Here is a 26,644-nt window from a genome sequence, read left to right as displayed (position 1 = left end):
TTCGGCTGCTTCGTATCTGCCTTGATATTTATATAATTGTGCTAGGTTGTTGAGGGAAGTTGCAACATTGGCATGAGTTTCTCCCCAGAGTTGTAGTGCTAATGTCGTCGCTTGTTCGGCAATGGGTATTGCTTCATCGTATTTACCTGCGTTGTAGAGTTCAATCACTTGGTCATTTAGCTGTTCCCACTCCTCCATCATTTCTGCTATTCCTTCAGCAAAGCTTTGCAACCATTCTGCATTGCTTTCCCCATTTTCTGCCATCTTAGCTGCTACCCATTTCATCACTTCCACAAAAACTTCATCTAATAACTGAGAATTAGCGTGTAAAGTTGCTTGCTCCTCGCCATTAGGGCAATTTAGCAGTTGGTCAATTAAATTTAGACAAGCTTCTAAGCGTTGTTGTTGTTCTTCATTCATATTAGTTTCTCCTTATTTATATAATTGTATCATGTCCGATTAAAGTGAGTCAGTGGGAGCATCTTGCTCCCGTTGTCAATAATCACAATTATTTCTGCTGGTGCGTTACGCTTCGCTTAAACACACCCTACATCTGAAAGAGTTTCATCCCCCCAACCCCCCTGAAAAAAGCAAGAATTAAGATTCATGCTATAACTTTACTAAAATGGTATTAATTTATTATTGCTGTGGGCGTTTAACTCGAATCAATTGACCTCTTAACGTTTCTTGAGTAGAAATTGCATCATTAATTCTATTAGCCATCCTTTCTCTGTCGAAATCATCCTTGCAAGCAATAATCCCCCCATGATTTGATGAAGTACGATGCAGTCGAAAAAAATCAACTCGATTTAAAGTTAAAACTGCACGTTCATTTTGAGTAGCAAAAGCTAGTACCTCTAGATCGGGAATCTTTTGGTTAGCTAATCCTGCTTCTTGTACTGTGAGAACATCGTGACCAAAAGTCCTAAGCAATTCTACAACCCGTCTAGGAAACTGTTCGTCAGCATAGAGACGTGCCACAGGTTAAATCTCCTCATTTTCTCGAATAGCTAACTCAATATCCTGAGAATATACCTCAGCATAATTCCAAGCATTAACCAGATCCGCTGCTTGGAGACTAGGATAGTCTTGCAGCAACTCCGACTCACTCACACCCAAACGACGAGCATTAACTAATACCCAGACAGGAATACGAGTACCAGCAATACAAGCATTACCCCCACAGACACCGGGAGTCTTTTCGATACCAGACCAAGTATTAGTAAAAGTTTGAGCCAAAAGTTGGATAGCTTGAAACTTTTCTGCGGGAGTTAATGCCAAAAGTTGGGATTCTAAATCTTTTAATTTCATCTTAATTTAGTTCTCAATAAATTGATTATACCAGGTTGCATTCATAACCACAGGTAGCTGATTTATTATGATTAATTAAGGAGTCAGTGGGAGCATCTTGCTCCCGTTGTCAATAATCACAATAATTTCTGCTGGTGCGTTACGCTTCGCTCAAACACACCCTACATCTAAATATCAGATTGCCATTTTGACAAATTGCTTGTAAAATTTTGTACATAATTAATTTGCTCCTTTTATATGAAACATCTAGACTTAGACAAAACCAATATTAACCTAACAGTAATTATTGACGAAATTGCTGCTAACCAGTCTGAAGTTGTCATTACCCGTCAAGGTTTGCCAGTTGCTCGTATTGTTCCTTATACTATTTCTGACAAATCTACAAAAAATTATCCATTACGGGGAATGCCAATCAAAATTGCTGCTGATTTTGATGAACCGATGTCTGAACTTTGGGATGCTTTAGGAGAATGATTTTACTTGATACTCATGTTTGGTTATGGCTACTTCATAACCCCAGTCAATTATCAGAACCTGCCAAGATAGCAATTGATAGGGAGGAACCCAATAATGGTCTGCTAGTATCGGCAATTTCGGTTTGGGAAATTGCGGTTAAATCAAGCATTGGTAAATTGGTACTACCTTTACCCATTGATGAATGGTACAATTTGGCCTCAACTCATTCCGGTATTGTAATTGAACCCCTGTCTCCATTAGATGCTATTGCCAGTACATCCTTACCTGAGACCTTCCATAAAGATCCAGCAGACAGAATTTTAGTAGCGATCGCTAGACGATACGGAATTGTATTAGTAACTTGTGATGCCAAGATTTTGAACTATCCTCATGTCCAGACACTTTGGTAGTGGACAGACAGACCTTAAGAGAAAGTGTAAGCAGCGGACGTATCAGATCTAACCCCCCGACCCCCTTCCCTGCAAGGGAAGGGGAAGTTTTTGATTTAAAATTAACAACTCTTCTCCCCTCTCCTGGGAGGAGAGGGGTTGGGGGAGAGGTCAACTCCATAACTACACCACCTGATAATCCATATACCACAAAGTACAATCTGACTTCCCCTCAAAATATACCAAAAATTCCTGTAAATGCTTTCCCTGTAACAACAAAGGTGGTTGATCTGGTTTCGGCAACCAATCCAACTTTGGACGTTCAGGAGCGATCGCTGCTATTATCTCCTCAACGCCTGGTTTACCAGTTAGTTTAAAAGAATTTTTTGGCGCTCCTTCTTGTGGTAGGGATATGACACCAGTCTGATTAAAATGGGGAGCAGGTGCCAAAAAGGAAGGAGACAGACAATACAATTTGCCAGAAGTACCTTTTTCTAATAGGGTTAAATATCCCAGACGTTCCAACTGTACCTCAAATTTAATGTGACTTCCTAAAGGTACAGAATTAGGATAATCAGAATCAGCTTCATACATATCCATGTCACTTATTTTCTGTACTCTTGGTCCCATTTTCTCAGTTGGGTTTGTTCTAAATTTCAATTCTTCCCAGAGACTATAAACTGTCAACAACTGTGGTATTGGTAAAATTCCCTCCAACTTTTGTTTTTCCTTCAACCACTCTGGATACTTAACTTCAATCAACCACTTTCTGACAAGCTGCCACTTATTTTTTCCATTAAATTGATAGCCATCTTTTGCCATTATTGGAGCGAGGTCTGGACAGATTTTTTTATCCCAGCGGTCTCTCAGCAATTTCACAACATCCACATCATTTTCATCTTTTTTAGAATTATCTTTATTTTCATTATCATTTTCATCTTTTTTAGAATTATCTCTATTTTCATTTGTTTTCTTTTTAGAATTTTCTCTCAGTGTGTCACCCACCAAATTTGCCAGTTTTTCCCAACTTCCCACGTCTGTATTGTAGAGACGTTCAAAAAAAGCTATTTCCGTATTATCAGAAAAGCAAAACTTAACTGCCATATTTTGGAGAAATTCTTTTTCATTATCCTTATAGTTTGAACTGGCCATAGTTTTAATTTTCCCATAATTTTTATTACTGTTATAGTCTAACAAATTATTTCATGCCAATACCATATCAATAGATATTTATAAATGGTTATTCTACTTGTTTATACATTATTCTACTTCTACATTATTCTACTTTTTTTACTTCACAGTTAGTGGTAATTTTGTTAGATTAAAAATGTCAAATTTGAACCTCAAAGGTACAAAAAAAATGATCGATCCAATCAGTATATTTGTAATTTCAACTGTTGCCGGAGCCATCTCCGGAGGTCTATCTGCTGGTGAAAAAAATGAAAAGCGAGTAGGCAACGGTATAGCAACTGGAGCAAGCACTGCCGCAGGTGTAGCTTCTCTGATAAATACTTTGAATTCTACTCCAACAACTCCACCAAGCAATATTGGTGATAGCCTAGATTTGGGTAACTTTTTTTAAAAGTATTTGTGTAGATTAAACCAGCTTTTTATTAACTTATTCGGGCGTTACAAACAGTAATGCCCTTTTTTTTGTAAACTTCTTCATTAACAATAGATAATTGATCATTAATCCCCAGTTGTGAAAGAGGTAATTATCCATTATTCATTATTCATTATCCATTAAGGAACTCCATCTGACTCAACCAATTTGCTGCAGCTAACCCAGAAGCAAAAGCACCTTCAATATTATTCCCACCACACCAGTCACCAGCACCCACTAATGGCAATGGCAACTCTGTAGTCAGACAAGAAATATCCAAAGGTTGACGACAAAAAGCATAACGCCATCGGTGAACTTGCAACCATTCTGGGTTACTTAACCACGGCAATAACTTTTGTGCTGTATACTCTAGTAATTCCTTCCCTACTGGTTGTAAGTCTGGGGTATCAAGGTGGGTAGTAGCAAACTTGGCGCTACTTTGAATGACAAATACAGGTTGAGTAGCATAGGATCTTTTGCTACTATCAATACCTACCCAGTCGAGATACTCATCATTGGGAAAGGCGATCGCCTGCCATTCTGGTAAATTTTCCTGTAATTCTGGAGAATATCCTGCCATCACAGAAATACAAGGATCGTATTCTACAAAACGCAGATGCTTAAGAAACTCTGGCTGTATTTCCGCAACAGGTTTTTCCAAAATCATTAAAGCTTGGGGTGCAGGAATAGCTAAAACTACAGCTTTTGCCATTACTTCTGTTGGTTTTTCAGTAACAGCATCATTAGTAATTTCCAGACTCAAATACCAATTTTTCTCTGCCACTGGTTGCATAGTCTGTACTCGCCGACTAAACCAAATTTCTAAATCTTGGGCAAGAAATTTGCCGACAGAGTTCATTCCCTGGGGCGCAATATAACAATTTTTGGGAATAGGGAGTAGTAGTCCCTGGGGTTGAGTTAGTTCATAAATCTTATCTGTCCAAAGTTGCAGAATAGGCTCGGTATCGGAGCTATTTTTTTTAGTTTTTAGATTATTAATTAATTGTTGCAAAAATTTACCTGTAGGTTCGAGGTAACGTACTCCATGATCGGCGCGACTTCCCGATACTCGGCGAGTTGCCATGCGACCCCCCACTCCCCTAGATTTTTCCAACACCACCACCGAATAACCAGCTTTCTGTACTTCTTGAGCGCAGACTAAACCAGCAATACCTGCACCAATAACGGCAATATCAAATTTTTGGGAGTTGTTCATAAATTTTAAGATTAGAATAAATATTTTATGTTATAATAATTAGTTGGTTAATGTTAATCTTAAAGTTGGCTTAGTTAAACTAAATTAAAGTATAATCGTAGTGCTTTGTGTGCGTGGAGGGAATGTAAGTTGGATGAACTAACAGCAGCACTGGAATTAGCAACAGAAGAGGAGTTACAACAGTTAACAGGACTTTTGTTTGGGCGCGGGATCAATCCTTTGGATTATTTCCAGACTCCTCTACCAATAGATGTACAAAGTCGCGATCGCGAAGCTTGGTTAGATGCACTAGACCAAAGATTTCGTTATCTGGCTGCAGATGGTATGACGGTATTACGGGGAAAGACTCGGAAGGTAAGTTATCGGCAAGCTTTAATCAAGGTCTGTGGTTATCTAAAGATTCCCTATTCTCAAAAGCTTTCAACCACAGATTTAGAAGCAGAGGTATTTCTCCATGTTTTAGGTCGAACCTGGAAACGTTTGCCTAGATCCCAACAAGATATCTTAGCCCAAAATATACAAAATTCCCTCGCTGAGTATAACTTTCCTCAGCCTATACCAATATCAATACAAAAAAATCCATTAAGTTTACTATTTAAAGGTAGTACCGCTTTTGCCGTAAGTTCGGTATTGAAACCAATATTACTAAAGCAATTAGCCCGTCAATTTGCCATTCATTTTGCTAAATATGAAGTGGCAAAAGCAGCATTAGTCAAAGGTGGAGCAACAGCAGCAACTCAATTTCAAAGTCACATCACTATGCAAATGGCTAACCGAGGGATGGCTCTTAGTGCAGCTCGTTATGGAGCAGTACGGACAGCTTTAGGATTTTTAGGTCCTATGTTGTGGACTTGGTTTTTGGCCGATTTGGGTTGGAGAGCGATCGCCACAAATTATGGTCGTGTGATTCCTGCTGTGTTTGTTTTGGCCCAAATTAGATTGTTGAATTAGGGGAGCTAGACACTGATTTGGGCAGGGATGGCTAGACACTGATAGAGGTAATATCATGTCCGTTGGTATAGTTAGTGTAAAAGGGAAACATCTATCCTAATGTTAGGCTTTTCCTTCTCTGACAGTTTCTTCGTTCTTTCTTAACTTTTCTATACAATACGGATGCTATTGGAAATGATATCACTCACTCGCGGGAGCAAGATGCTCCCACTGCTAAATTATGAGGGAAAATACCCCTATCCTAATTTACTGTTAATCAAACTTGTTCATTATTTATTGGTTGACAGTTAAACTGAAAGGTAGTAGGTTTATTGTTTCTTTCTTATCACTCACAGTGATAATGAGATTATATTTTTTACCAACATCATCCTTGTTAGGAGTACCAGAGAGTTTCCCTGTGTTGGAATCAAAAGTTGCCCAATCAGGTTTTTGATCGATCGCGAATTGTAGATTTTGACTTTTTAAGTTTCCGATCACAGGAGTAAAGCTATAAGTTGTCTGTTCATTGATACCCAATGGAACACTGATAATTACAGGAGTTAGACTGTCATCTTCTTTGTCATTGCCTACAGTAATACCAATATTAGATGTAGTAGCGATATTATTAGGTGTATCAGAGGGTTGTACTGGTATTGTTTTTTTAATACCAAATTCTAAACTTTCTAAAGTTGTAGGATCGCCACTATTTTTGGCTGTTAGGATTATTTTAGTATCTAAAGTCAGAGGTGTATTTGGTGGATTATTTCCAAAAAAGTTAATTAATGACCTAACGATTATCCCGCTACTTAAGAGGATTATTAATAAAATTATTAACGGTCTCATTAAGTTTTTCTTTGAGCGCTTTTTTACTCCTGATAATTCCTCCGAAAATACTGAATATTTCTGCCAATCATTAGATTCAACAAGCGCTGATAAACCACGCCACACTTTAGCATTTTTCAATGCTAATTCTGCTTTATTTTTTGTGACAACTACTAAAGCACCATCATGTTGTGGAAGATTGTGTTTTTTTAGCTCATCTATTAGCTCATTAACTCGCTGTTCACCTTTTGTAGCTATTTTATATTCTATCCTTGGGGGTAAGTTTTGAGATTTATCTTCCAGTTGAAAATCTTGAGCTAAAATCTCAGCTTGAAGACCTTCTCGATTCACTATAAAACCTTTATTTGCATCCGACTTTACTGCATTGTTAATTTCCAGAGGAAATGAATAATCCTCCCCTAGAAGACTTTGTAACCCTCGAATTGCTAAAGCTTTCAATATCTGTTCATCTTCATCTTTATTTTCACCAATCCAAGCCACAGAATTACGGATTATTCGATTCATATAATCCCTTCGCTGACTTGGTATATCTGTAACTAGCAAAAGTAGTTGCTTGTTACTCCTTGCTAATAATAGTGAAGGAGCTTTAGAGTCCAGCAAATGTTTAAAACTTTTAACCAATAGGGGACAGTCTACAATATCTTGGGTGTCATTATCAAAATTAATTTCTTTCCACTGATAGTCGTCATCTTGCGAAATTCCACCGCTTTGAACATAAATCCTTTTCATAGTTTACTCCTATTTAATATCTAACCAATTTTGTCCTTGTAATACAGTAAAACCAGTAGTAGTTTTGCATCCTTGAGAAGACTGAATAATTGCTGATTTAAGATGTTCATTCATTCCCAAAAACTCTTGAAAAATACCAGCCAAACCTAACCATCTTGATTTTTTTTGAGCCAGATGTAGCTTCAAAACAAATCTTAAAAGATACCGCAAAGGCTGATCGCTATCTTGAGGATCATATTCAACTTCGTTACTAATTTTACGAAAATAAAAATGTGGTCCATCCTTTTCGATCTCAATTCTAGAGAAAACAACCGTTCCCACAGTCTGAACAGGAGTAACTACACTTGTTACCCAAGGATTTAGATTTTCCGCGCCAAAAAGAGAAAGCAGATCGGCATATCCCTCTTTAATACTTTTGAGTAGACTGGTAGCATCTTTTGTGGTCTGCATATACTTCTCACACCTGACTGGTGCAAATATCACTAGACGTGGTAATTTCATTTCTTGGTAAACACTTGCAAACAAATCCTTAATTTGCTTAGGCCGATTTTGAAGTTCATGCCACTTTCCTTTTACTTCCATTAGTGCAGGAGTATCAATCGCAATCAAAATTGCTACAGAATTTTCTAGAAGTTTCGTAACAGATTCTTGTTGCTCTTTTGTAGCTTTACTGGAAAGCCAAGTACCAGGAAAGTCTTGAAAGTTTAATCTTAAAGATGGTTTGGCTCCCTTCTTTCCTAGATCAAAAATATAAGACCGAAGTTCGCTATCGCCCTCTAATCCTCCCGTTGCTTCAAAATTGTCCACTAATGCCTTCAATTCCCCTAGACGTTCTTGTAAAATAGCACTACTTTCTTGATCGGGTGTGAGTTGTAAGCCAGTCTGACCAATAGTTTTACCGAACTGCTCATACATAGCTGTCAAGAGGCTAGTTTTACCCACACCCCTAGCTCCCATCATCGCAATTTTCAGTTCTTGTACCATTTTAATCTCCTTACTTTATTAACTAATAAACTGCATTGCATCCAATTGATTCGCTTGATTTACAGACTCCACTGCTGCCAACCAATCTTGTCTCAACTTAGTACGTTCTCCGAGTAATTCAAATTCTTCTGGCCAGACGGCAGAACGCTCTTGATTTAGAAAGATACGCCATTCAATCTTTACTCCTTCTGCTCTAAGTACGCGATCGAGAAATTCTTCAACAATTGCAAAACCAGCTTGAGAAGGTTCAGAAAGTAAATCTTCTAAGGCATTTTCACACTCAAAAACGGCTTCGCTTTGCAAGGTTTTCAGACTATTCATTATTTCTTGAGCTGATGAAGAGCTAGAAAGTTTAAGTCTCTTTTTATCTGGAGTCATACCATCCAGACACTTACGAATTCGGTGCTGCACAAATCCGCGATAAGACAGCTCAAACTCTGCCAGAATTTTAAAGCCATATTTGAGTTTGCTGGGTTCCCCTTCAATGAGTTGCTCTGGGAGTAAGGTGGCGATCGCTTCAAGAAACTCTGCTCCTCTTGCTTCAGCCAAGTTTCCTAAACGCCCTTTTTCAACAAGCACCTCTGTTACCATAGATTTAACTCGATTTAAAGAACGCTTTAAACCTTCATCTAGAGACAGAAATTTTTGCGACAAATGAGCACGAATTTCATTGAGATACATATTGTAGGCAATTTCATAGGCTTTCTCCTCATCACGCCTGACCTCTATCTCTTCTAGGGATGATGGAATTCCTGTATCATCTTTACACTCTTGGAGAGCTATATCCACCGACTCCTGAAAGTCGCGATCGTATTTATCTACTTCTTCACTTAAACGCCTTAACAACCCTTCAAGACCACTGGTAAGTTGTTTCCAAATCTTCTCAAACAAGACTTCAAACTGCGCTGTTTCTGCTGGTTGTCTTGCCTGTCCCAGAGCATTTTTCGCTTTCTGTACCTCTGCATCTACTGTACTTTGAATTTCTTTCAAACGCTCTTGACAAGAAGAAGCATACTCCCGGTCAAGAGAAGTAATATTTGCTGCTAAATAACTCAGAACTCGATCCAAAATCTTTTCATTAGCTTCATCTGGGTTTGCACAGTCAGCGATAACCGACTCAGAAACATTAATATGCTTATTTCCCAGGTCTGCTGCTAATTGTTCACATAGAGAAGAGTTATCACCTAAGCGAGAATTACTATCTGTTCTATTAAAAACCATAAAAGACCATTTTTCTAAGGGTAGGTCTACCAAAGCAGAACGAGCAATATCATAAAGACTTACATCTACATCACCTAAAAAGTCACGACCAACATTTGGTCTTCGGACAAAAAGAACTAAATCAATATCCTGACTTAGTGTATTAATTAGTCTTTCTTCATCTCCAATTCCTGTATCGCCTAGTCCTGGAAGATCGACTAAAGCAATTTTCCCGACTTCAGTATTGGGGAAATTACAAGTAATTTTAACCTCTTTAACTGCCAAGTAATTATGGTATATTCGTTGTCCTGCAAGATTATCTTGAGCTACATATTCCCGAATTTCATCTCTAGTAATTCGACGGGGTGAAGATTCCTGCAACAGGTTTCGATATTGATCGAGATGAGTATGATATTTTCGTAAGTGTTCATATTTAGCCTCAACTACTGCACCTTTTTGGTTTTCAGGTAGTTTTGGTAAAGCATTACTAGCAAATTCGTTTAAGGTAATTGGTTTTCCTCCCAATTGTAATTGATTGTAGTAAGGCATTATCACCTCATCCAAAAACGAGCGCTCGGTATAAAACCAAACTTCACCAGAAGTTTCAAATTCTGCATTATGATGAATTGTACTGCGGACTCCCGTGCAATGCTGGCCACTGCCATCGGGAATTTCTGCTGCCGTTAGTCCAGTCAAACTTTGCAATAACCTACTTTTACCTTGTCCTGCTCGTCCAACTACAGCAATATTGAGAGTATCACGAGAGAAGCGAGTTTTGAGTTTGTAAAGAGTATCTAACTCTCTAGAAATATTAAGTTGAATGGGAGATGTATTAATTTCCTTAAGTTGTCCAATTACTTTTGGATTGTCTACTCGATCAACTAATTCATCCCGATAATTTTCAAGTCTATTAAGTGCTGAAGAAAGCAATTCTAGATTTTTCTTAACACCTTCAATTTTGTTTACTAGAGGTTGGCGCTGTTCTATAATAGAAGTAATTTTTTGGACTCTACTCATAATTTTTATCGATCGTATACTTAGAAATACACAAATCTAAACGGAGAAACCAGATTTTTCTGTATATGTCTATTGAACATCTTCAGAAACTCAGTTTTGGCCAGGGTGTGACAGGGGTTAAATTTTCATTTTTAGAGATGTCTGATATCCATTATTAAAGCCCACAATTTCTCCTTGAAACGAAGTTTCTTTAATATTTCTTAATAGGATGTAATTATAACTTTTGAAACTATTACTAGCAATAGTAGTATTTACTTAGTAAAAGTGATTTTTTACTGGAGTGGTGACAGGGAAAACTAAAAAGCTGACATAACATTAACTTGTGTAGAAATCCAAAAAAACAATCCCATGAAAATAATTGATAAAATGAGTGACGTAGCAATAGAAAATAAAGAAGCAGGTTTGATAGTTGCAGGAGCTTATGGTACTGCCATTATTATTTATGCTGTTTCTCATGCTGCGACTAAACTAATTCGCGCTATTCGTGGGTAAACCACTGTAGGGGCGATTCGCGAATCGCCCCTACAGAGTTATCATTTTTTAATGTAGTTCATTAACCTGGAAACTTTCCAAGTCAAGCAAATTAAACAGACATTGCATCTGCTTTCACATGACTAACACTTGCCAAAGCTTCCACCAAACTCCGAACGGCAGCTATCATCGCTACTTCATCATTCAGCTTATTAATAGCAGAACCCACACCAACGCCAGCAGCACCAGCAGCAATAGCTAATGGAGCAGTAACATTAGAAATACCAGAAGCACACAACACAGGTATACTGACAGCACGAGAAATTTCATAAGCTGCTGCGATAGTAGGAGCAGCTTTTTCAATTAAACCCAATGTTCCAGGGTGAGTTGGTTTAGCAATGACAGCACCTTCAGTTTGAATAATATCAGCACCTGCTGTTACTAACTCAGTAGCTAGTTGTACTTGGCGATCTAACTCTAAAAGATGAGGAACAGTTACAGAAAGAGTAATATTAGGTAAAAGTTTGCGAGTTTCTTGAGTTAACTGTAAAACTTCCTCTGCTTCAAAGCGCATACCTTGATCGTAGAATGCCTCATAGTTACCAATTTCAATTAAGTCAGCACCCGCTTCTACTGCTGGTACAAATTTAGCAGCTTCAATCGCAGACACACAAATAGGCAAATTAGTTAAACTGCGTGCCATTTCTACTAAACTAGGATCGGCAGCAATATCAAGGAAGGTTGCTCCACCCAAAGTTGCCGCTTTAACGGTTGCTGCGACTCTATCTTTGTCGAAATTAGTCAAACCACTAATAACTTTTAGAGCTTGGCCATTTTTTAATGCAGTCTGTAATCTAGATTCAGTCATCATTGAACTTAATCCTTTAACCTATAATTTTCTCTACATTATTGTGCCACGGAGATAGTATCTGTAGTAGCGTGTCTAAATTAAAATTGTGGGTAAAAAAACCTAACCCCCCAGCCCCCTTCCCTGCAAGGGAAGGGGGGGAATATTTACCCCTCCCTCCTTGTAGGAGAGGAGTTGGGGAAGAGGTCTTAATTAGACTTACCGACAACATAAATCTAGAATATGTGTCTGTCCACTACAAATTTTGGTGTTGTAATTGGTGTTGGGTTACCCTTACGGGAAGCAAGCTACGTTTCTTCAACCCAACCTATGACTCTCCCCTCTCCTTGTAGGAGAGGGGTTGGGGGAGAGGTCTTAATGAAATTTACCGATAAAATAAATTATGAACAATCGACAATTTTCAGTAATCCCTGATACTTCTAACTATTGGCTAAAAAACGCTCATGTACCTGTGTGTCTTATAGAAACTGACTCAGAGATACTAAGTCAAACTAGAGAAGGTCTGTCTTTAGTAAATATAGAGATTAAACAGGGAGTCATCAGACAAATTGTCCATTCCTCAGCAGACTTGCCTTCTCTGACAACTGGGGACATTCCTAATGTTGACCTGAAGGGTGGTATGGTATGGCCATGTTTTGTGGATATGCACACTCATTTAGATAAAGGACATATTTGGGAGCGATCGCCTAACCCAGATGGTAGTTTTAATGGCGCTTTGGATGCGGGTGCTAGGGATGCGGAACAATATTGGAATGCTGAAGATATTTATCGGCGGATGGAATTTGGTCTCAAATGCAGTTATGCTCATGGTACAAAGGCTATTCGGACTCATCTTGACTGTTTTGCAGAACAGGCAAATATTAGTTTGGAGGTATTTCAAGCGTTACAAAAAGAGTGGGAAGATAGATTAATATTACAACCTGTTTCTTTGGTGACTGGGGATTATTATCTTACTCAAGCTGGAGAAAAATTAGCGGATAAAATTGCCGATCTTGGTGGGATATTAGGAGCGGTTCCATTTATGAGTTCAGATGTAGATAATCAATTAGATAAATTATTTAGTTTGGCGAAAGAAAGACAATTAAATTTAGACTTACATACTGATGAAAATGGAGACCCTAATTCTAGGGTTTTACACAAGGTTGCTGAGAAGGCAATTAGTCATCAATTTTCTGGCAAAATTATCTGCGGACATTGTTGTAGTTTGGCTGTACAAACTACCGAACAAGTAACAGAAACTCTGGAGTTAGTTAAGGAAGCTGGTATTAGTATTGTGAGTCTGCCAATGTGTAATCTTTATCTCCAAAATAGGCAAGATAATTATACTCCGAGATGGCGGGGTGTGACTTTATTACATGAATTGAAAAAACAGGGAATTTCTGTTGCTATTGCCAGTGATAATTGTCGCGACCCGTTTTTTGGATTTGGCGACCATGATGTTTTAGAAGTGTTTAATATGTCGGTGAGAATTGCTCATTTAGATATGCCTTATGGAGATTGGCCGAATGCTGTGACTAAGACTCCTGCCGATTTAATTGGTTTGCCTAATATTGGTAGAATTAGAGTTGGGTTGTCTGCCGATTTAATTCTGTTTAAAGGTAGGAATTTTAGCGAACTTTTGTCACGGTCTCAACATGATAGGGTGGTATTGAGAAATGGTCGAGTTATTGATACAACTTTACCTGATTATTGTGAATTAGATAGTTTATTTGAATAGGAAAAAATTTACGGGAGTAAGATGCTCCCACTGTTAAAAAATTTAATTTTGACAGATGTAGTGGCGTGTCAAGCTTGAAAATGTGGATTAAAAAAACCTAACCCCCCAGCCCCCTTCCCTGCAATGGAAGGGGGGATTTTTCCCCTCTCCTCGCATCGCAGGAGAGGGGTTGGGGGAGAGGTCTTCGTTCGTTACTCGCTCCTAACACACCATTTCAAGCTTGACACGCTAGTAGGTTGGGTTAAGCGACAGCGCAACCCAACATATACTTTATCTAATCATAAAAACTTTTTTTTTGATGAATAAACCGAAAATAACAAAATTTTATCCTTGCCCTTGTTGTGGTTATTTAACTCTTGAAAAACCACCACCAGGAACATATCAAATCTGCCCAGTTTGTTTTTGGGAAGATACTAATAATTTTGAGGAATGGGGCACAAATTATTGTACTTTGAGACAAGCACAGCAAAATTTTAATCGTTGGGGAGTTTGTGAAGAAGAATGGGGATATTTGGTAAGAAATCCGACTGAAAGTGAAGCTAGACTGCCTAATTGGAAAACTTTAGACGAAAAATTAGAGATTTTTAAACAACAAGTTATTCAGGCTATTCAGGAAGCATTTGCTGGAGTAAAACTAGAGGATGGAATTACTTTAATTGAAGCTCGGATGATTGATGATTATATGTTTGATTGTTATCTAAAAAAAGAAGATAAGTACGAGCGACGGCAACAACAAATTTACCATAATATTCTAGCTAAAAATGGAGGAGTATATATTTCCCAAGATTTAGTTAAAAATTTATCTGTTGAAGAATTATTACCCAATAATTGGCAGGATACTAATGATAAGTTAATTGAAAATTTATCTGATATTTTAAGCTTTTTTGATGAAAAAGGCTATCGTTTCTATCTACCTGCTTATATTTTATGGACAATCAATAATTATGAGACCTCCAATAACACTTCTATTGACTCTACAATGTTTTCTTTAATTCCATCCTCTTTTAATCTATCTCGTAGAGAATTTTTTACCAGGAAACAATCAGAAGCCATTTGTAATTTTTTACGTTTTATGAGTATTGATGATAATTACGGTCGATATAATACTTTTGAATCATTAGAATATTGGGGGCAATTTTGTCAACCTTTAGGTGATGAAGTTGAATAAGTTATTAGGTAGAAATTTATTAAGATAAATAAACAGGATATGAGGAGGAAATGTAGTAATCAATTTTATATAATATTATATTGTTAGATGTTTTAAAACCAGTGGTCATTTTGCCAATTTTCCTTTACTAAATCCTTTTTAATAGATACAAAATATGAATCGGCGTAAACGTAAAATATTGCAATTATATCAACAAGGTGAACGAAATTTTAAAGGAGCTAATCTTAGAGGTTTGTCTTTTAAGGGAAAAGATTTGTCTGATGCTGATTTTAGTGAAGCGGATATTCGAGGTACTAATTTTAGTGGGGCAAATCTAACGGGTGCTAAGTTTTGTGGAGCTAAGGCAGGGTTACAGAAACGTTGGGTGGTGGTTTTGCTTGTTTGTTTATTTATTGTTGCAGGAGTTCTAGGGTTTTTTAATTTCTTTATTTCTGGCAGTCTAATACTAGAATTGGGTGAAGTACTAATATCTGAACCTTATTTAGCAAATCAAATTGCTACTTGGGCAGGAATTATTTTAGTAGTTTGTGGTTTTTGGATGATAATAATTTTTCAGGGAGTGAGAACGGAAGTTTTAGCCCTAGCATTATTTTTAGTCATAACCTTAACTGCGTTAAGCATCAATTTTACAGCCTCCTGGGGTAGTGTCTTAATCTTAACCCTAGTCTTAACTTTAGCGGGAGCCTTAACTTTAGCAGGGACTTTAGCCTTAGTGGGAGTCTTAGCCTTAACTTTAGCGGGAGCCATGACAGGAAACTTAGCGGGTTTCATCAACAGAGCATTTCCAGATAGGTTAGATTCTGCGTTCAATGAAACTTTACCCTTAGTTTTTATCCTTGTCTTAATCTTTGTCTTAGTTGCAGCTCAAACATCGTTAAGTGCTTACATCGCTCACCAATCAATCAAAGGTGATAAAAAATATACCTTGATTCGCAATATAGCTATTGCTTTTGCTGCCATAGGTGGAACCTCTTTCAGAGATGCAAATTTAACTGATGCTGACTTCACTAATGCTACCCTCAAAAGTACAGATTTCAGAGAAGCTAACATAACCCATGCTTGTTGGAAAAATACTATAAAACTAGACCGCATACGACCAGGAAAGACTTATCTAAAAGATGCCAAAGTCAGAGAATTAGTAAAAACTGGTAAAGGTGAAAACATCAACTTAGATCGCTTAAGCTATCTTCAAGGAATCAATCTCCAGGGAACTAACCTAACTAATGCCAGTTTCATAGAAGCGAATCTCAACTTAGCCAACCTTCAAGATGCAAACCTTTCTCGTGCCAAATTAGTAGGAACATTTTTAGACCAAGCTGACCTCACAGGAGCAACTTTAACCGGAGCTTTTCTTGAAGACTGGGGGATAACAACCACAACTAAACTAGATGGTATCAAATGCGATTATGTTTATATGCGTCTGCCTCCAGATAAACGACCTGACTTTCTCAAACTTCCAGCGAAAGATAGTTTAAATGATAATCCTCGTCGCGAACCTGCTAACTGGAATAGGAATTTTCAAGAAGGAGAATTTGTTGATTTTATTACTCCAATGATGGAAACCCTCAACTTTTATCATGCGGAAAAAGTTGACCCTAGAATAGTTGCCTATTCATTTCAGCAGTTACAAGAAGAACATCCAGAAGCAGATTTAGAAATAATTTCTATGGAAAAACGCGGGAAAAACCGTCAGGGATTATTGGTAAAAGCTGACACTGCTCCTGAAGCAGAGCATTCAGAGTTACACGCAGAATATTTTGATACTTATGATAGATTAAAAGCACTTCCACCAAGTGAGTTAGAATTAGTATTAGCAGAAAAAGATAGACAAATTAGACGATTGGAAGGTTGGGTAGATAGTGTGATACAATCGCCAAATATATATGCAGAAAATTATCATAATCAAGGAGATACAAAAATGGCAGAAAGTAGTGGAGACCAAATTCATGCTCGTGAAATTCATGGAGCAGTTGGCAACAAAGGAGAAATTTATGGTATAGCTGGTAGCGGAGGAGAAATTAAAGACTCTGCAAAAATTGCTCGTACAATTCATGAATCTCAAGAACAAAATTTAGCACAAGCAGCAAAAGATATTCAAGAATTATTAGAGCAACTAGATGAAACTTACCCCTCAGATACAACGGCAGGCAAAATGAAAATTGCTACAGAAGTAATTACACAAATTGATAATAATTCAACTAAAGCAGAAAGAATATTCAGTGCGATAAAAGCTGGTGGAGTTTCTGCCGTTGAACAATTACTAAATCATCCTGCTAGTAGTTTTGTTATTGCAGCGTTGGAAGATTGGCAAAAGACAAAATAAATTAAATAATTTGAATGTTTTTACATCTTATATTTCAGAGACATTTCTGACATTCAAAACCTTTCAATTTACTCAATGTAGAGCAGGAATTTGAAATTTTATCGGAGGTTGTTTTTGGAATTAGGGAAATTATGTAGGTTGGGTTGACGTAGGAAACCCAACAAAAATAAATATCTCAATAATTATGCAATATCTATCAATAAAGATGGAGAAATATGGAAAAAATTAGCTAGTTCTTGAATTTGATTTTCTGATAGTTTACATTTGCCATTCAATACTTCTAAAACTATAAATTCACTGTCTAAAATAGGAACTAAATCTTGAGGAGAAAGTTGAGATTCTTCTAATAAAGCTTTCAGAAGTTCAACACCACGAATAGTAGGAATTGGTTCGTGTTCTTCTTCATATTCATAAACTAACATTCCTAAAACTTTTAGATAGTCGCGATCTTCTTTTGTCAGGGAACCTTTGTCTAAAATAGAATTAATCCGATTTTGAGTAGCTATTAATTCAGTTTCGTTAGTTATGGGGCGAGGGGGAAATGTAGTGATTAATTCTATATAATAATTGTTAGGAGTTTTGAAACCAGTCGTCATTTTTCCAATTTTCCTTATCATATTCGGAGTGCGTTAGTACAGCACGGATAAAAATTATTTTGTACTCGTAATCAATGTAAGTAATGAGTCGATAATTATTTCCTCCAATATTAAAGACAGTAAAATTTCCAACTAAGTCTGCTGAAGGAAAGATTTGCCGTAAATCATTAAAGTTTTGAAACTCTGCATCTGATACCCGGTTATACCATAGCAAAATTCCAGGTTTAGCATTAGAATGTTTTTCCCAATATTGTCTCAGTGTCCTCCGACTGATAATACGCATTTTAGCGATCGCTACTTATTGATGTTATTTAATTATATCACAATATCTTTCAAAAAACTTCTTATTATCACAATAACTACTTTTCAGGCAATTCTATATAATAATGTTAAAATAATCTTTTACTCAAAATTCTAATGACAACAACTGAAACAAAACAAATAAATTGGGATGCCCTAGCATCAGAACTAACAAATATAGAAATTATTACTGACCCAAATCAAGTCATTAAACTCTCCTTAGACTATTATCATTTCAGCCCTGTTTTAGAATCCCAACTTAAAGACAAAAGAGCTAATTTAATTGTTCGTCCTACCAACGAATCCGAAGTTTTACAAATAGCTAAAACTTGCGTTAAATATCAAGCACCTTTAACAGTTAGAGGTGCGGGAACTGGTAATTATGGGCAATGTATTCCTTTGGAGGGAGGGGTAGTTCTCGACACTACAAAAATGAATAATATTAATTGGATAAAACCTGGTTTGTCTTGTGTCGAACCAGGAATAAAATTAATGGCATTAGATAAAAAAGCTAGAGAAATTGGTTGGGAAATTAGAATGTTTCCTTCAACTTATCGTACTGCTACAATTGGCGGATTTATCGGCGGTGGTAGTAGTGGAATTGGTTCAATTAATTATGGTGGATTGAGAGATAGAGGTAATGTTTCTGCTGTCCGAGTCGTGACTATGGAAGACGAACCAAGAGTTATAGAATTGCGGGGTGATGATGTACAAAAAGTTAATCATGCTTATGGAACAAATGGAATTATTACTCAATTAGAAATACCTCTAGCTCCTATTTATCCTTGGGCAGAATTAATAGTAACTTTTGATGATTTTATAACCTGTGCAAAATTCGCTCAAGCTTTAGGAGATAGTGATGGAATTGTCAAAAAATTAATTACAATTTTTGCTTGGCCGATACCTAGTTTTTTTGCTGGTTTAAAAAATTCAATTCCTGAAGGAAAACATTGTGCTTTTTTGATGATATCTGAATATAGTTTAGAATCTTTGCAAGATTTGCTTAAAGAATTTAAGAGCGAAATTTGTTATGAAAAAACTGCTCAAGAGGCAAGTAAGGGTACGCCAATATATGAGTTTACTTGGAACCATACGACATTACACGCGCGGAGTGTAGATTTAGGTTTGACATATTTACAAAGTGGTTTTCCAACTGATAAAAATCTAGCACTTGTAGAAAAAATGTATCGACATTTTGGTGATGAAGTAATTATGCACTTAGAGTTTGTGCGAATGGATGGTAAAACTACACCAGTTGGATTACAAATTGTACGTTATAATTCAGAAGAACGACTGAATGAAATTATTGAATATCACGAAAAAAATGGGGTAATTATTTTTAATCCTCATACCTATGTTTTGGAAGATGGGGGAATGAAAACCACAGATTTTGAACAGTTAGAATTTAAGCAAAAAGTAGACCCTTATGGTTTATTAAATCCAGGAAAAATGAAAGCTTGGTTGGATAATTGATAATTAATAATGGATAATTGATAATTAAAGAAACAAGATTTCCGCACATGATATTAGGGGGTATCTATAGCGCTACGCATTAAGGTTAGGACATTTCTAAATCCTGAAACCCTTTTTAACAGTTCACTATTCCCTATTCCCTATTCCCTATTCCCTAGCACTACGCGCTATACAAAAAAAATAGCCCCTATAGACTTAGGGGCTACAACGTAATGAAACACACACAAACACATAAATAAATAAAAGTAGAAATTATTGATACTTTTTTTGAGGTACTCCTTAATTGCTAATCTCTATGTTTTAATCATCTCCTAAATTTTGGCGAAGTGGGATAATGTGCATAAGTCATCACAAAAAACCTTGTTCCTGTGAGTGGACGTGCATTTTCTTGCACGTTGGACATAGCAAATGCTGGAGAAACTGTAATTTAGTGCCACCTTTCATTAATTGATAATGGATAATTGATAATTACCTCTGGTTAAAACCGAGAGGATTGAATATAAGGAATATTTTCTTTTCTCTTGGTCGATGGGATGGCGAGGTCTCCTCGCCATCCCATCCTAAGATCATGCTCCGCAAACGACCGCTTTTTCCCCTATCTAAGGGGAGGCTTCAAGGCGTGAATTATTTAATTATTAATTATTAATTATTAATTATTCGGTAAAAATTTATTGAAACTAATTCCTTGACCATTACCATATTTAATACTAATACTACAAAAAAGGATAACCATTAGAATAACCAACAATGTTTTCTACAACATCAGTAATTTTTGAATAGTTAATAATTTTTTTGAATTTTAAGGGAATAGCAAAAAATAAATTATCCCAATTTTTGTACTCCTATAGTTAACTTGTTAGTTCCCACTCCCTGACTTTTTCAATTTCTTCCCTACTCCCTACTCCCTACTACCTTACTTTCATCAGAATGGGTAATTTTTTATTTGGAAGTCTCTAATATTGAGAATGACAATGTTGCGGAAAAAAAATTTTTATCTATCATTATATCACCCTTGGTATTAATCAAACCACCAAGGATTAGGAACAGAATTTACTTTACTTAAAATCGCTTTTTTCCGTAGAAATCTTTTCATGCCATCAGCACCCATCCGAGAATTACCTAAACCAGAAAACTTAAAAGAATTTTTTTCTCCTTCATTTATTAACGCTGTTAAACCTGCATCATTAATACTAATTCCACCAGCATTTATCTGACTAACAACTGCTAAAGCTTCAGTTTCAGAACCTGTAAATACAGCAGCAGTTAAACCATAAATTGTATCATTTGCTAATCTAACTGCTTCTTCTACAGTAGCAAAAGACATTACTGGTATTATCGGTCCAAAAGTTTCCTCAGTCATTATTTTCATACTATGATTTACCTGAGTTAAAACCGTAGGTAAACACCAGAAACCACCGTCTAATTTTTCCACATTTCCTCCGCAATGAATAACTGCACCTTTACTCACTGCATCCTCTAAATGTTCGGTAATAATATCTGCCTGTCTATCTGAAATAATTGGTCCGATTTCTCCAGATTCAATATGAGGATAATTTAACTTCAGACTTTTAGCTTTTTCAGTAAGTTTAGTAATAAATTCTGTCAAAATTGACTCGGCTACATAAATACGTTCAATAGATAAACATGACTGCCCTGCATTAACAACTGAAGCCCATAAAAGTGCCGATGTTGCTAACTCTAAATCTGCTGAATCAAGAACTATTGCTGGATCTTTTCCTCCCAATTCTAAACAAGCTGGAATAAATTTTTTTGCTGCTGCTTCGGCAACTTTTTTACCTGTGGTAACACTACCAGTAAAACAAATAAAGTCTACATATTCTATTAAATTTGCACCAGTTTCTCCAGCCCCTTCAATATAAGTAAAAATATCCTGTAACAATGGAACAGTAACTATAGTTTCTAATAAAGGTTCAATAAATCTAGGAGTAATTTCACTGGGTTTAACTATAACAGCACAACCAGCAAGTAGAGCTGGAATTGCATCTATTAAAGATAACAATAGAGGGAAATTCCAGGGGCTAATAATACCAACTAACTGATAAGGTACTAACTGATTTTTAAGTTGAATAAATGGAATTTTTGTAGTTTTTGTTTCCCCAGTTGCTAAGAGTTCCGGCACTAAATTGCACCATCTATCTATACTATTAATTACAGAGTCAATTTCTATTCTTGATTCTCTCAGTCTACCTGTATCATTTACTAATGCTTTTGTTAACTTTTCTTTGTCAGACAAAATAGCTTTTTTCCACTGTTGGATTTTCTCAATTCGTTTTTCTATTCCTAACTGTTGCCACTCAATTTGTGCTGTGCGTAAACTGACACATTTAGCCCCAATTTCTGTTGCTGTGGGAGGAGTAATAAAATAATCTATTTTTCCTGTATGTGGGTTGCGCACTTGAACTTGATTAACCATAAACTATGCTTCTTTTTTTTGATTTAGTAAATTTTAGGAGTTAGGAGAATATTATACCAATTGCATCAAATAATCTTACCAATGGATAATTAATAATTGATAATTAATCGAATCTAGGTTTAAAGCCTCTCCTTTTTAATTGATAATTAATTACTTTGCTAAACTTTGGACAAAAAGGAAACTATAGCAATCCCCTGTATATTTGTGTATAAAAATCTTACCGCTTTTAGGGAACACTTAACTGGGAACAGGGAACAGGTGGAAGTTTCGTTTTTTTATCTACTTTTTGATTACCCGCAACCTATGCGCGGATTGCTATATTTCTTTTATATATAAAAAAGGTGAAAGTTTTTCAATAGTACAAAATTTTTCAACTCTCAATAATTATCCATTAGACATCTCCAGAAAAGAGGGAACAGGGAACAGGGAACAGGAAGAAATAACTGATAATTTATGGATAAGAATTGATTTTATTTTTTATTTTTGGAGATGTCTATTATAAAAATTATCCATTATCTATTGTTAATTATCAATTGTTAAAGAGGTAATTATCCATTATCAATTAATGAAAAAACTATGGTTATTAGAAATAGGGTATGCCATTTCAATTATCAGTTTTCAGCAAGTATCTACCAAATTAGTATTATAGTATAGTTGAATAACTAATAATTAATAATTAAATTTCTTTTGAATTGAGACTAACTATGATTCGTCCCTACTCTTCTCCCTGTTCCCTATTCCCTATTCCCTATTCCCTATTCCCTTTACTGTAGTATGATAGAATAAAAACAACTGTCGAAATAAGATAAAATAAATGACTAATTTAGCCAAAGAATTTAGAGACTTTGAGTATAATGCGTGGCAACAATCTGTAGACCAATATGATAATTCTTTTGGTTCTCTAACTAATCAAATGATTGAACCACTTCTAAATACTGTGAACCCTCAAACAGGAACTAAAATACTCGATATTGCTACTGGACCTGGTTATGTAGCTGCGGATGCTGCTAAACGTGAATGTCAGGCGATCGGATTAGATTTTTCTGATGCTATGTTAAAGAAGGCTAAACAACTTAATCCTGAGCTAGAATTTATTCAAGGAGAAGCCGAATATTTACCTTTTAAAAATGAAGAGTTTGATGCTGTTGTGATGAATTTTGGCATTTTACATTTGGCTGAACCTCAAAAAGCAATTAATGAAGCATTTCGAGTGCTAGGTCATCCAGGAAAATTTTCTTTTACTGTCTGGGATGTAATGGATAAATGTATTGGAATGAAGCTAGTTTATGAAGCAATTCAAGCTTATGGTAATTTAGAAGTAGATCTTCCTGAAGGACCTCCATTCTTTTATTTTAGTGAAGAACAAAACTGTATTTATGCATTACAAAATGCAGGTTTTTCTCATCCTTTAGTAAGTAAATTTTCTTTGATTTGGGAATTAACAAATGCTGATGAATTGCTTGATGCTTTTTATCAAGGCACGGCAAGAACAGGTGGTTTGCTTCGCAATCAAACTGAGGAAAATCTTGCAGATATTAGGGCTGCTATTCGTCAAACATCACAACCTTATTTTAATAAAAATAAATTGCTTTTACCTATGTCTGCTTTAGTAGCATCAGGAACAAAATTATGATTAATTTGCCAGGATTTTGAGATGAAAATTTTATTTGGTAATGTTATATAGAATAATTTTTTATTTGGAAGTCCATAAAAGCAATAGCTGTTAACGCAGTTCCTCTAAAAGAGGCTAGTTGAAGACTGAATGCTTACATATTATACCAATTCCCATACATTAATGCTATACTTGAATAATACTTCAGTTATTAAATAATTAGCACGAACTGAACAATTTTTTTGCTAATAATTAGCAAGTTAATATTAATCCCGTCTTCTATTTACTTCTGCGTACGGACGTTGCATGCAACGTCCCTACCTACTCCCCTACTCCCCCGCTCAATAAAATGTAGAAAAGTTTTTGAGAGACTGTTTGTAAAATTAAGTATTAATACCATGTTCGGATAATTAGTTATAATAAACCTTCTTCCTTCTAAATTTAGTCTTTGCCTCCTGACTACTGATTACTGACTTCTTCCTAATAGACATCTCCAAAAATTAAAAATAGAATCAATTCTTATCGATAAATTATCAATTACTCCCCTCCTGGGAGGGGTTAGGGGTGGGTTAAGTGTTCCCTGTTAAGTGTTCCCTGTTCCCTCTTTTCTGGAGAGGTCTAATGATTTATAAGTATTCAACCGAACATGATATAAGAGAGCAAATAGTGGCTAAAATCTAAAAGCGGTAGTACTTCAAGAGATTAAAATTTGGTAAATGCCAGAGGTGGAAAGGTACATATATTCCTAGATTTTTAACTGACAAATTAGTTGTCTTTATTTCTTCCTTCCTGTTTCCTATTCCCTGTTCCCTATCTCCTCTTTATATTTCCTTGACAAACAGTCTCTGAGAAATGGGGTGGTGGTGCATAGTAATGGTAAAGGAAGCACCGGGAGTGTGGGGAAATGGGGAGATAGAGAGATAGGGAGATGGGGAGAAATTAAAAAATATATATCCTCACCATTACCATGCAGGACTACCAGAAATGGTATTAGACATATCCAGAAAATAAACTTGCCCTTATATTTAACATAAGTAATAGAAGTAAAAGTTTCTCACAAAATCATTTTCCGTAACTTTTTCGTAAAAATAATCTTGCCTGTTCCCAGTTAAGTGTTCCCTGTTGCCTACTATATGTAAAAAGTCTATATCTTTTTCGGAGATATCTATTAGATAATATCTTGTTTTGCCAACTCTTCAATAGTTGCAACTTGAGTTTCAATAAAATGTTTTCGTTCCACAACTCCACTATTCATAGTATTACCAGGATAACCATGAAACTGACGATAACTTTCTGCGTAAGCATCCCACCGTTGTCTTGCTAACAAATTTTTCATTCCCACTTGACGGCGATAGTTGCGCAGAGCAGTAATATCAATTTCTGCATAAGCTGCCATACTTTCTCCTTGCCCAGTTTCTGCTAAAATTAAACCTCGATAGTCGAGAATTTTGGAACCTCCATCAACCGAAGCTTCAGCAATAGGAGTATTGGCAATACCAGCAGTATTAGCAGAGACAACATACATTGTATTTTCCACAGCACGGGAAACTTTTGCTGCTTCTTTAGGCGATCGCGCTTGCCCATAAATTTCGGAAGTAGGATGGAGTAAAATTTCTGCCCCCCGCATCGCCAAACATCGCGTCACTTCTGGGAATAAAATTTCATCAGAGGCGACAGCAGCAATATTGCCGATCGCTGTTTTGGCCACAGGAAACACACCCTCTAAACCGTAACAGTCAAGATATTTATCCCAAACATCATGGGGGGTAGGAGCAAACATGGAGTTGAGACGGCGGTAGCGCAATACCATATTGCCATTGGGGTCAAAAACAAAGCAGTTTTGAAAATATAGTTCCGGAAAGTTGGGGTCAAGTTCGTAAGCATTGCCAGCCAGAAAAATAGCATTTTTTTGGGCAATTTCTCCCAGGCGATCGTAGATGGGGTCTGTCATTTCTAAACAAGCTTTTTCTGCCCAAATTGTCAAAGACTCCGCCATCGGGAAACTTGTGAGGAAATATTCTGGTAACAAGACCAATTTACAGTTTGGGCCAATAAATGCTTTACTGGCCGCTATTTGTTGGGCGATGCGGTTAATACTTTCTTCGATGAGCGATCGCGCTTCTAAGCGGTCATTGGCCTTATTTACTGCCTCAGCTTTGACTTGGAGGGCCAAAGCTTGGAAAGTAGGTATTTGATGAATAGCTTCGATCATAGTTTGCTAATACAGTTTCACGGAAGTTAAAAGTCGGTAGTCCTATATAGTAATGGTATATAGGAACTCACATTCCGCACCTCAAGTTGTAACATTAAGAGTAGTATAAAAATCGGTAACTGGCTAAGTATTTATACTATATAGCTCCTATTTATTCACCTTTCTCCTGAGTCAAATTCTCAGAAAAATATTAAGTATTTATGCTTAATTATTTACTCCTAACTCCTGTAGGGGTGAATGGCCATTCGCCCCTACAACTCCTGATTCCTTATTTTTTATGCTACGTTTTGAAGTGCGGAATGTAGGTAGGAACAATGAATGCCTAGCACGGGAGCAAGATGCTCCCACTGCCGTGCCTCTAACTGATAACTGATAAAAAGGGGCGCAAAATATTACGCCCCAGAAAAACATATAACTGTAGTTAAAATGCAAGAACTAAAAATAGTCTACTCAAGATAGCTTAGGAAGCTGGATCTTGATCTTGATTTATTTGCCGTTCTATAGTCTGAATGGCCGCATTAAGTCCAGCCAATCTGGTTTCTAGGTCATCTCGCATCCACTTGAGGAATTTGAGTTTATTCTCCTGGTGGGCCTTACGAGATTCTGGTTGAAAAAAGTCCCAACCACAGCAGGACTTAGTAAAGAATGGAAACATGGACAATACTCTCAACTCATCTTTACTTAATATTTTGAAACAAAAATTCTGGAAGTGAAGGAATAAATATTAGTTTTTTCGGCGTTGGTGAATAAAAGTATGATTTTACAAGAGTCAGGAGTTAGGAGTTAGGAGTC

24 protein-coding genes are annotated in these 26,644 nt (G+C 36.5%); 10 read left to right on the top strand and 14 right to left on the bottom strand.

Annotated features, from left to right (window positions below):
• The 3 genes from ACP6PM_RS36095 to ACP6PM_RS36085 form a co-directional block, all read right to left on the bottom strand.
• Positions 1-420: tetratricopeptide repeat protein (locus tag ACP6PM_RS36095; RefSeq protein ID WP_426591698.1), on the bottom strand; the 420-nt coding region annotated here is incomplete at its 3' end.
• Positions 421-639: 219 nt separating this feature from the next.
• Positions 640-981: a DUF5615 family PIN-like protein gene (locus tag ACP6PM_RS36090; RefSeq protein ID WP_426591697.1), complete on the bottom strand. Its 342-nt coding sequence runs from the start codon at positions 979-981 to the stop codon at positions 640-642.
• A gap of 3 nt (positions 982-984) precedes the next feature.
• Positions 985-1,311, bottom strand: a complete 327-nt coding sequence (locus ACP6PM_RS36085) for a DUF433 domain-containing protein (RefSeq protein WP_426591695.1) — start codon at positions 1,309-1,311, stop codon at positions 985-987.
• Between the two features lie 237 nt (positions 1,312-1,548).
• Between ACP6PM_RS36085 and ACP6PM_RS36080 the strand changes: the two genes are divergently transcribed.
• Both ACP6PM_RS36080 and ACP6PM_RS36075 read left to right on the top strand, forming a co-directional pair.
• Complete coding sequence (locus ACP6PM_RS36080) at positions 1,549-1,785, top strand: type II toxin-antitoxin system Phd/YefM family antitoxin (RefSeq protein WP_426591694.1); 237 nt, start codon at positions 1,549-1,551, stop codon at positions 1,783-1,785.
• Positions 1,782-2,177: a type II toxin-antitoxin system VapC family toxin gene (locus ACP6PM_RS36075; RefSeq protein ID WP_426591692.1), complete on the top strand. Its 396-nt coding sequence runs from the start codon at positions 1,782-1,784 to the stop codon at positions 2,175-2,177. The genes ACP6PM_RS36080 and ACP6PM_RS36075 overlap by 4 nt, the downstream gene beginning before the upstream one ends.
• 162 nt (positions 2,178-2,339) lie before the next feature.
• On the opposite strand, the gene ACP6PM_RS36070 is transcribed toward ACP6PM_RS36075, so the two are convergent.
• Positions 2,340-3,308 carry a DUF4384 domain-containing protein gene (locus ACP6PM_RS36070; RefSeq protein ID WP_426591690.1) on the bottom strand — a complete coding sequence of 323 codons (969 nt, stop codon included), beginning with the start codon at positions 3,306-3,308 and terminating at the stop codon, positions 2,340-2,342.
• A 208-nt stretch (positions 3,309-3,516) separates the two neighbouring features.
• Between ACP6PM_RS36070 and ACP6PM_RS36065 the strand changes: the two genes are divergently transcribed.
• Entirely contained in the window at positions 3,517-3,738 is a 222-nt protein-coding gene (locus ACP6PM_RS36065) for a hypothetical protein (RefSeq protein ID WP_426591688.1), read from the top strand.
• 154 nt (positions 3,739-3,892) lie between these two features.
• On the opposite strand, the gene ACP6PM_RS36060 is transcribed toward ACP6PM_RS36065, so the two are convergent.
• A complete protein-coding gene (locus tag ACP6PM_RS36060) occupies positions 3,893-4,975 on the bottom strand; it encodes an NAD(P)/FAD-dependent oxidoreductase (RefSeq protein WP_426591686.1) in 1,083 nt (360 codons plus the stop codon).
• A 129-nt stretch (positions 4,976-5,104) separates the two neighbouring features.
• Between ACP6PM_RS36060 and ACP6PM_RS36055 the strand changes: the two genes are divergently transcribed.
• Positions 5,105-5,926, top strand: coding sequence for a YaaW family protein (locus ACP6PM_RS36055; RefSeq protein ID WP_426591684.1), 822 nt, complete (start codon positions 5,105-5,107; stop codon positions 5,924-5,926).
• 273 nt (positions 5,927-6,199) lie between these two features.
• Here ACP6PM_RS36055 and ACP6PM_RS36050 read toward each other — a convergent pair whose 3' ends face one another.
• Genes ACP6PM_RS36050 through ACP6PM_RS36040 form a run of 3 tightly spaced genes read right to left on the bottom strand, consistent with a single transcriptional unit; the run spans position 6,200 to position 10,678 of the window.
• Positions 6,200-7,477 (bottom strand): putative Ig domain-containing protein, encoded by a 1,278-nt coding sequence (locus ACP6PM_RS36050; protein ID WP_426591682.1) that lies wholly within the window; start codon positions 7,475-7,477, stop codon positions 6,200-6,202.
• 9 nt (positions 7,478-7,486) lie between these two features.
• Positions 7,487-8,461 (bottom strand): TRAFAC clade GTPase domain-containing protein, encoded by a 975-nt coding sequence (locus ACP6PM_RS36045; protein ID WP_287287119.1) that lies wholly within the window; start codon positions 8,459-8,461, stop codon positions 7,487-7,489.
• An 18-nt stretch (positions 8,462-8,479) separates the two neighbouring features.
• Positions 8,480-10,678: a dynamin family protein gene (locus ACP6PM_RS36040; protein WP_426591680.1), complete on the bottom strand. Its 2,199-nt coding sequence runs from the start codon at positions 10,676-10,678 to the stop codon at positions 8,480-8,482.
• Positions 10,679-11,026: 348 nt separating this feature from the next.
• Here ACP6PM_RS36040 and ACP6PM_RS36035 point away from each other — a divergent pair, with 348 nt between their 5' ends.
• Positions 11,027-11,170 (top strand): hypothetical protein, encoded by a 144-nt coding sequence (locus ACP6PM_RS36035; protein ID WP_426591679.1) that lies wholly within the window; start codon positions 11,027-11,029, stop codon positions 11,168-11,170.
• Between the two features lie 91 nt (positions 11,171-11,261).
• Here ACP6PM_RS36035 and ACP6PM_RS36030 read toward each other — a convergent pair whose 3' ends face one another.
• On the bottom strand, positions 11,262-12,020 hold the full coding sequence (locus ACP6PM_RS36030) for a DUF561 domain-containing protein (RefSeq protein ID WP_426591677.1): 759 nt from the start codon (positions 12,018-12,020) through the stop codon (positions 11,262-11,264).
• A 379-nt stretch (positions 12,021-12,399) separates the two neighbouring features.
• On the opposite strand from ACP6PM_RS36030, the gene ACP6PM_RS36025 reads away from it, so the two are divergent.
• From ACP6PM_RS36025 to ACP6PM_RS36015, 3 genes are all read left to right on the top strand, one after another.
• Positions 12,400-13,734, top strand: a complete 1,335-nt coding sequence (locus ACP6PM_RS36025; RefSeq protein WP_426591676.1) for a cytosine deaminase — start codon at positions 12,400-12,402, stop codon at positions 13,732-13,734.
• Positions 13,735-14,032: 298 nt separating this feature from the next.
• Entirely contained in the window at positions 14,033-14,902 is an 870-nt protein-coding gene (locus ACP6PM_RS36020; protein ID WP_426591675.1) for a DUF6714 family protein, read from the top strand.
• Between the two features lie 154 nt (positions 14,903-15,056).
• A complete protein-coding gene (locus ACP6PM_RS36015; RefSeq protein WP_426591673.1) occupies positions 15,057-17,225 on the top strand; it encodes a pentapeptide repeat-containing protein in 2,169 nt (722 codons plus the stop codon).
• Positions 17,226-17,407: 182 nt separating this feature from the next.
• Here ACP6PM_RS36015 and ACP6PM_RS36010 read toward each other — a convergent pair whose 3' ends face one another.
• Positions 17,408-17,821 carry a helix-turn-helix domain-containing protein gene (locus ACP6PM_RS36010; RefSeq protein ID WP_426591672.1) on the bottom strand — a complete coding sequence of 138 codons (414 nt, stop codon included), beginning with the start codon at positions 17,819-17,821 and terminating at the stop codon, positions 17,408-17,410.
• Positions 17,796-18,104: a type II toxin-antitoxin system HigB family toxin gene (locus ACP6PM_RS36005; protein ID WP_426591671.1), complete on the bottom strand. Its 309-nt coding sequence runs from the start codon at positions 18,102-18,104 to the stop codon at positions 17,796-17,798. The genes ACP6PM_RS36010 and ACP6PM_RS36005 overlap by 26 nt, the downstream gene beginning before the upstream one ends.
• Positions 18,105-18,238: 134 nt before the next feature.
• On the opposite strand from ACP6PM_RS36005, the gene ACP6PM_RS36000 reads away from it, so the two are divergent.
• The gene (locus tag ACP6PM_RS36000; protein WP_426591670.1) at positions 18,239-19,594 is read left to right on the top strand and encodes an FAD-binding oxidoreductase; all 1,356 of its coding nucleotides are present in this window, start codon (positions 18,239-18,241) and stop codon (positions 19,592-19,594) included.
• 1,018 nt (positions 19,595-20,612) lie between these two features.
• Here the strand turns inward: ACP6PM_RS36000 and ACP6PM_RS35995 are convergent.
• Entirely contained in the window at positions 20,613-22,028 is a 1,416-nt protein-coding gene (locus ACP6PM_RS35995) for an aldehyde dehydrogenase family protein (RefSeq protein ID WP_426591668.1), read from the bottom strand.
• 814 nt (positions 22,029-22,842) lie between these two features.
• On the opposite strand from ACP6PM_RS35995, the gene ACP6PM_RS35990 reads away from it, so the two are divergent.
• Positions 22,843-23,661, top strand: coding sequence for a class I SAM-dependent methyltransferase (locus tag ACP6PM_RS35990; protein WP_426591666.1), 819 nt, complete (start codon positions 22,843-22,845; stop codon positions 23,659-23,661).
• A gap of 1,147 nt (positions 23,662-24,808) precedes the next feature.
• On the opposite strand, the gene ACP6PM_RS35985 is transcribed toward ACP6PM_RS35990, so the two are convergent.
• On the bottom strand, positions 24,809-25,852 hold the full coding sequence (locus ACP6PM_RS35985; protein ID WP_426591665.1) for a nitrilase-related carbon-nitrogen hydrolase: 1,044 nt from the start codon (positions 25,850-25,852) through the stop codon (positions 24,809-24,811).
• Positions 25,853-26,312: 460 nt separating this feature from the next.
• Positions 26,313-26,507, bottom strand: coding sequence for a hypothetical protein (locus ACP6PM_RS35980; RefSeq protein WP_426591664.1), 195 nt, complete (start codon positions 26,505-26,507; stop codon positions 26,313-26,315).
• Positions 26,508-26,644: the final 137 nt, after the last annotated feature.

The organism is Dapis brunnea BLCC-M229 (assembly GCF_050015995.1).
In the GTDB taxonomy this organism is placed as follows: Bacteria; Cyanobacteriota; Cyanobacteriia; order Cyanobacteriales; family Microcoleaceae; genus Trichodesmium.
This window is presented reverse-complemented; position numbering and strand designations above follow the sequence as displayed.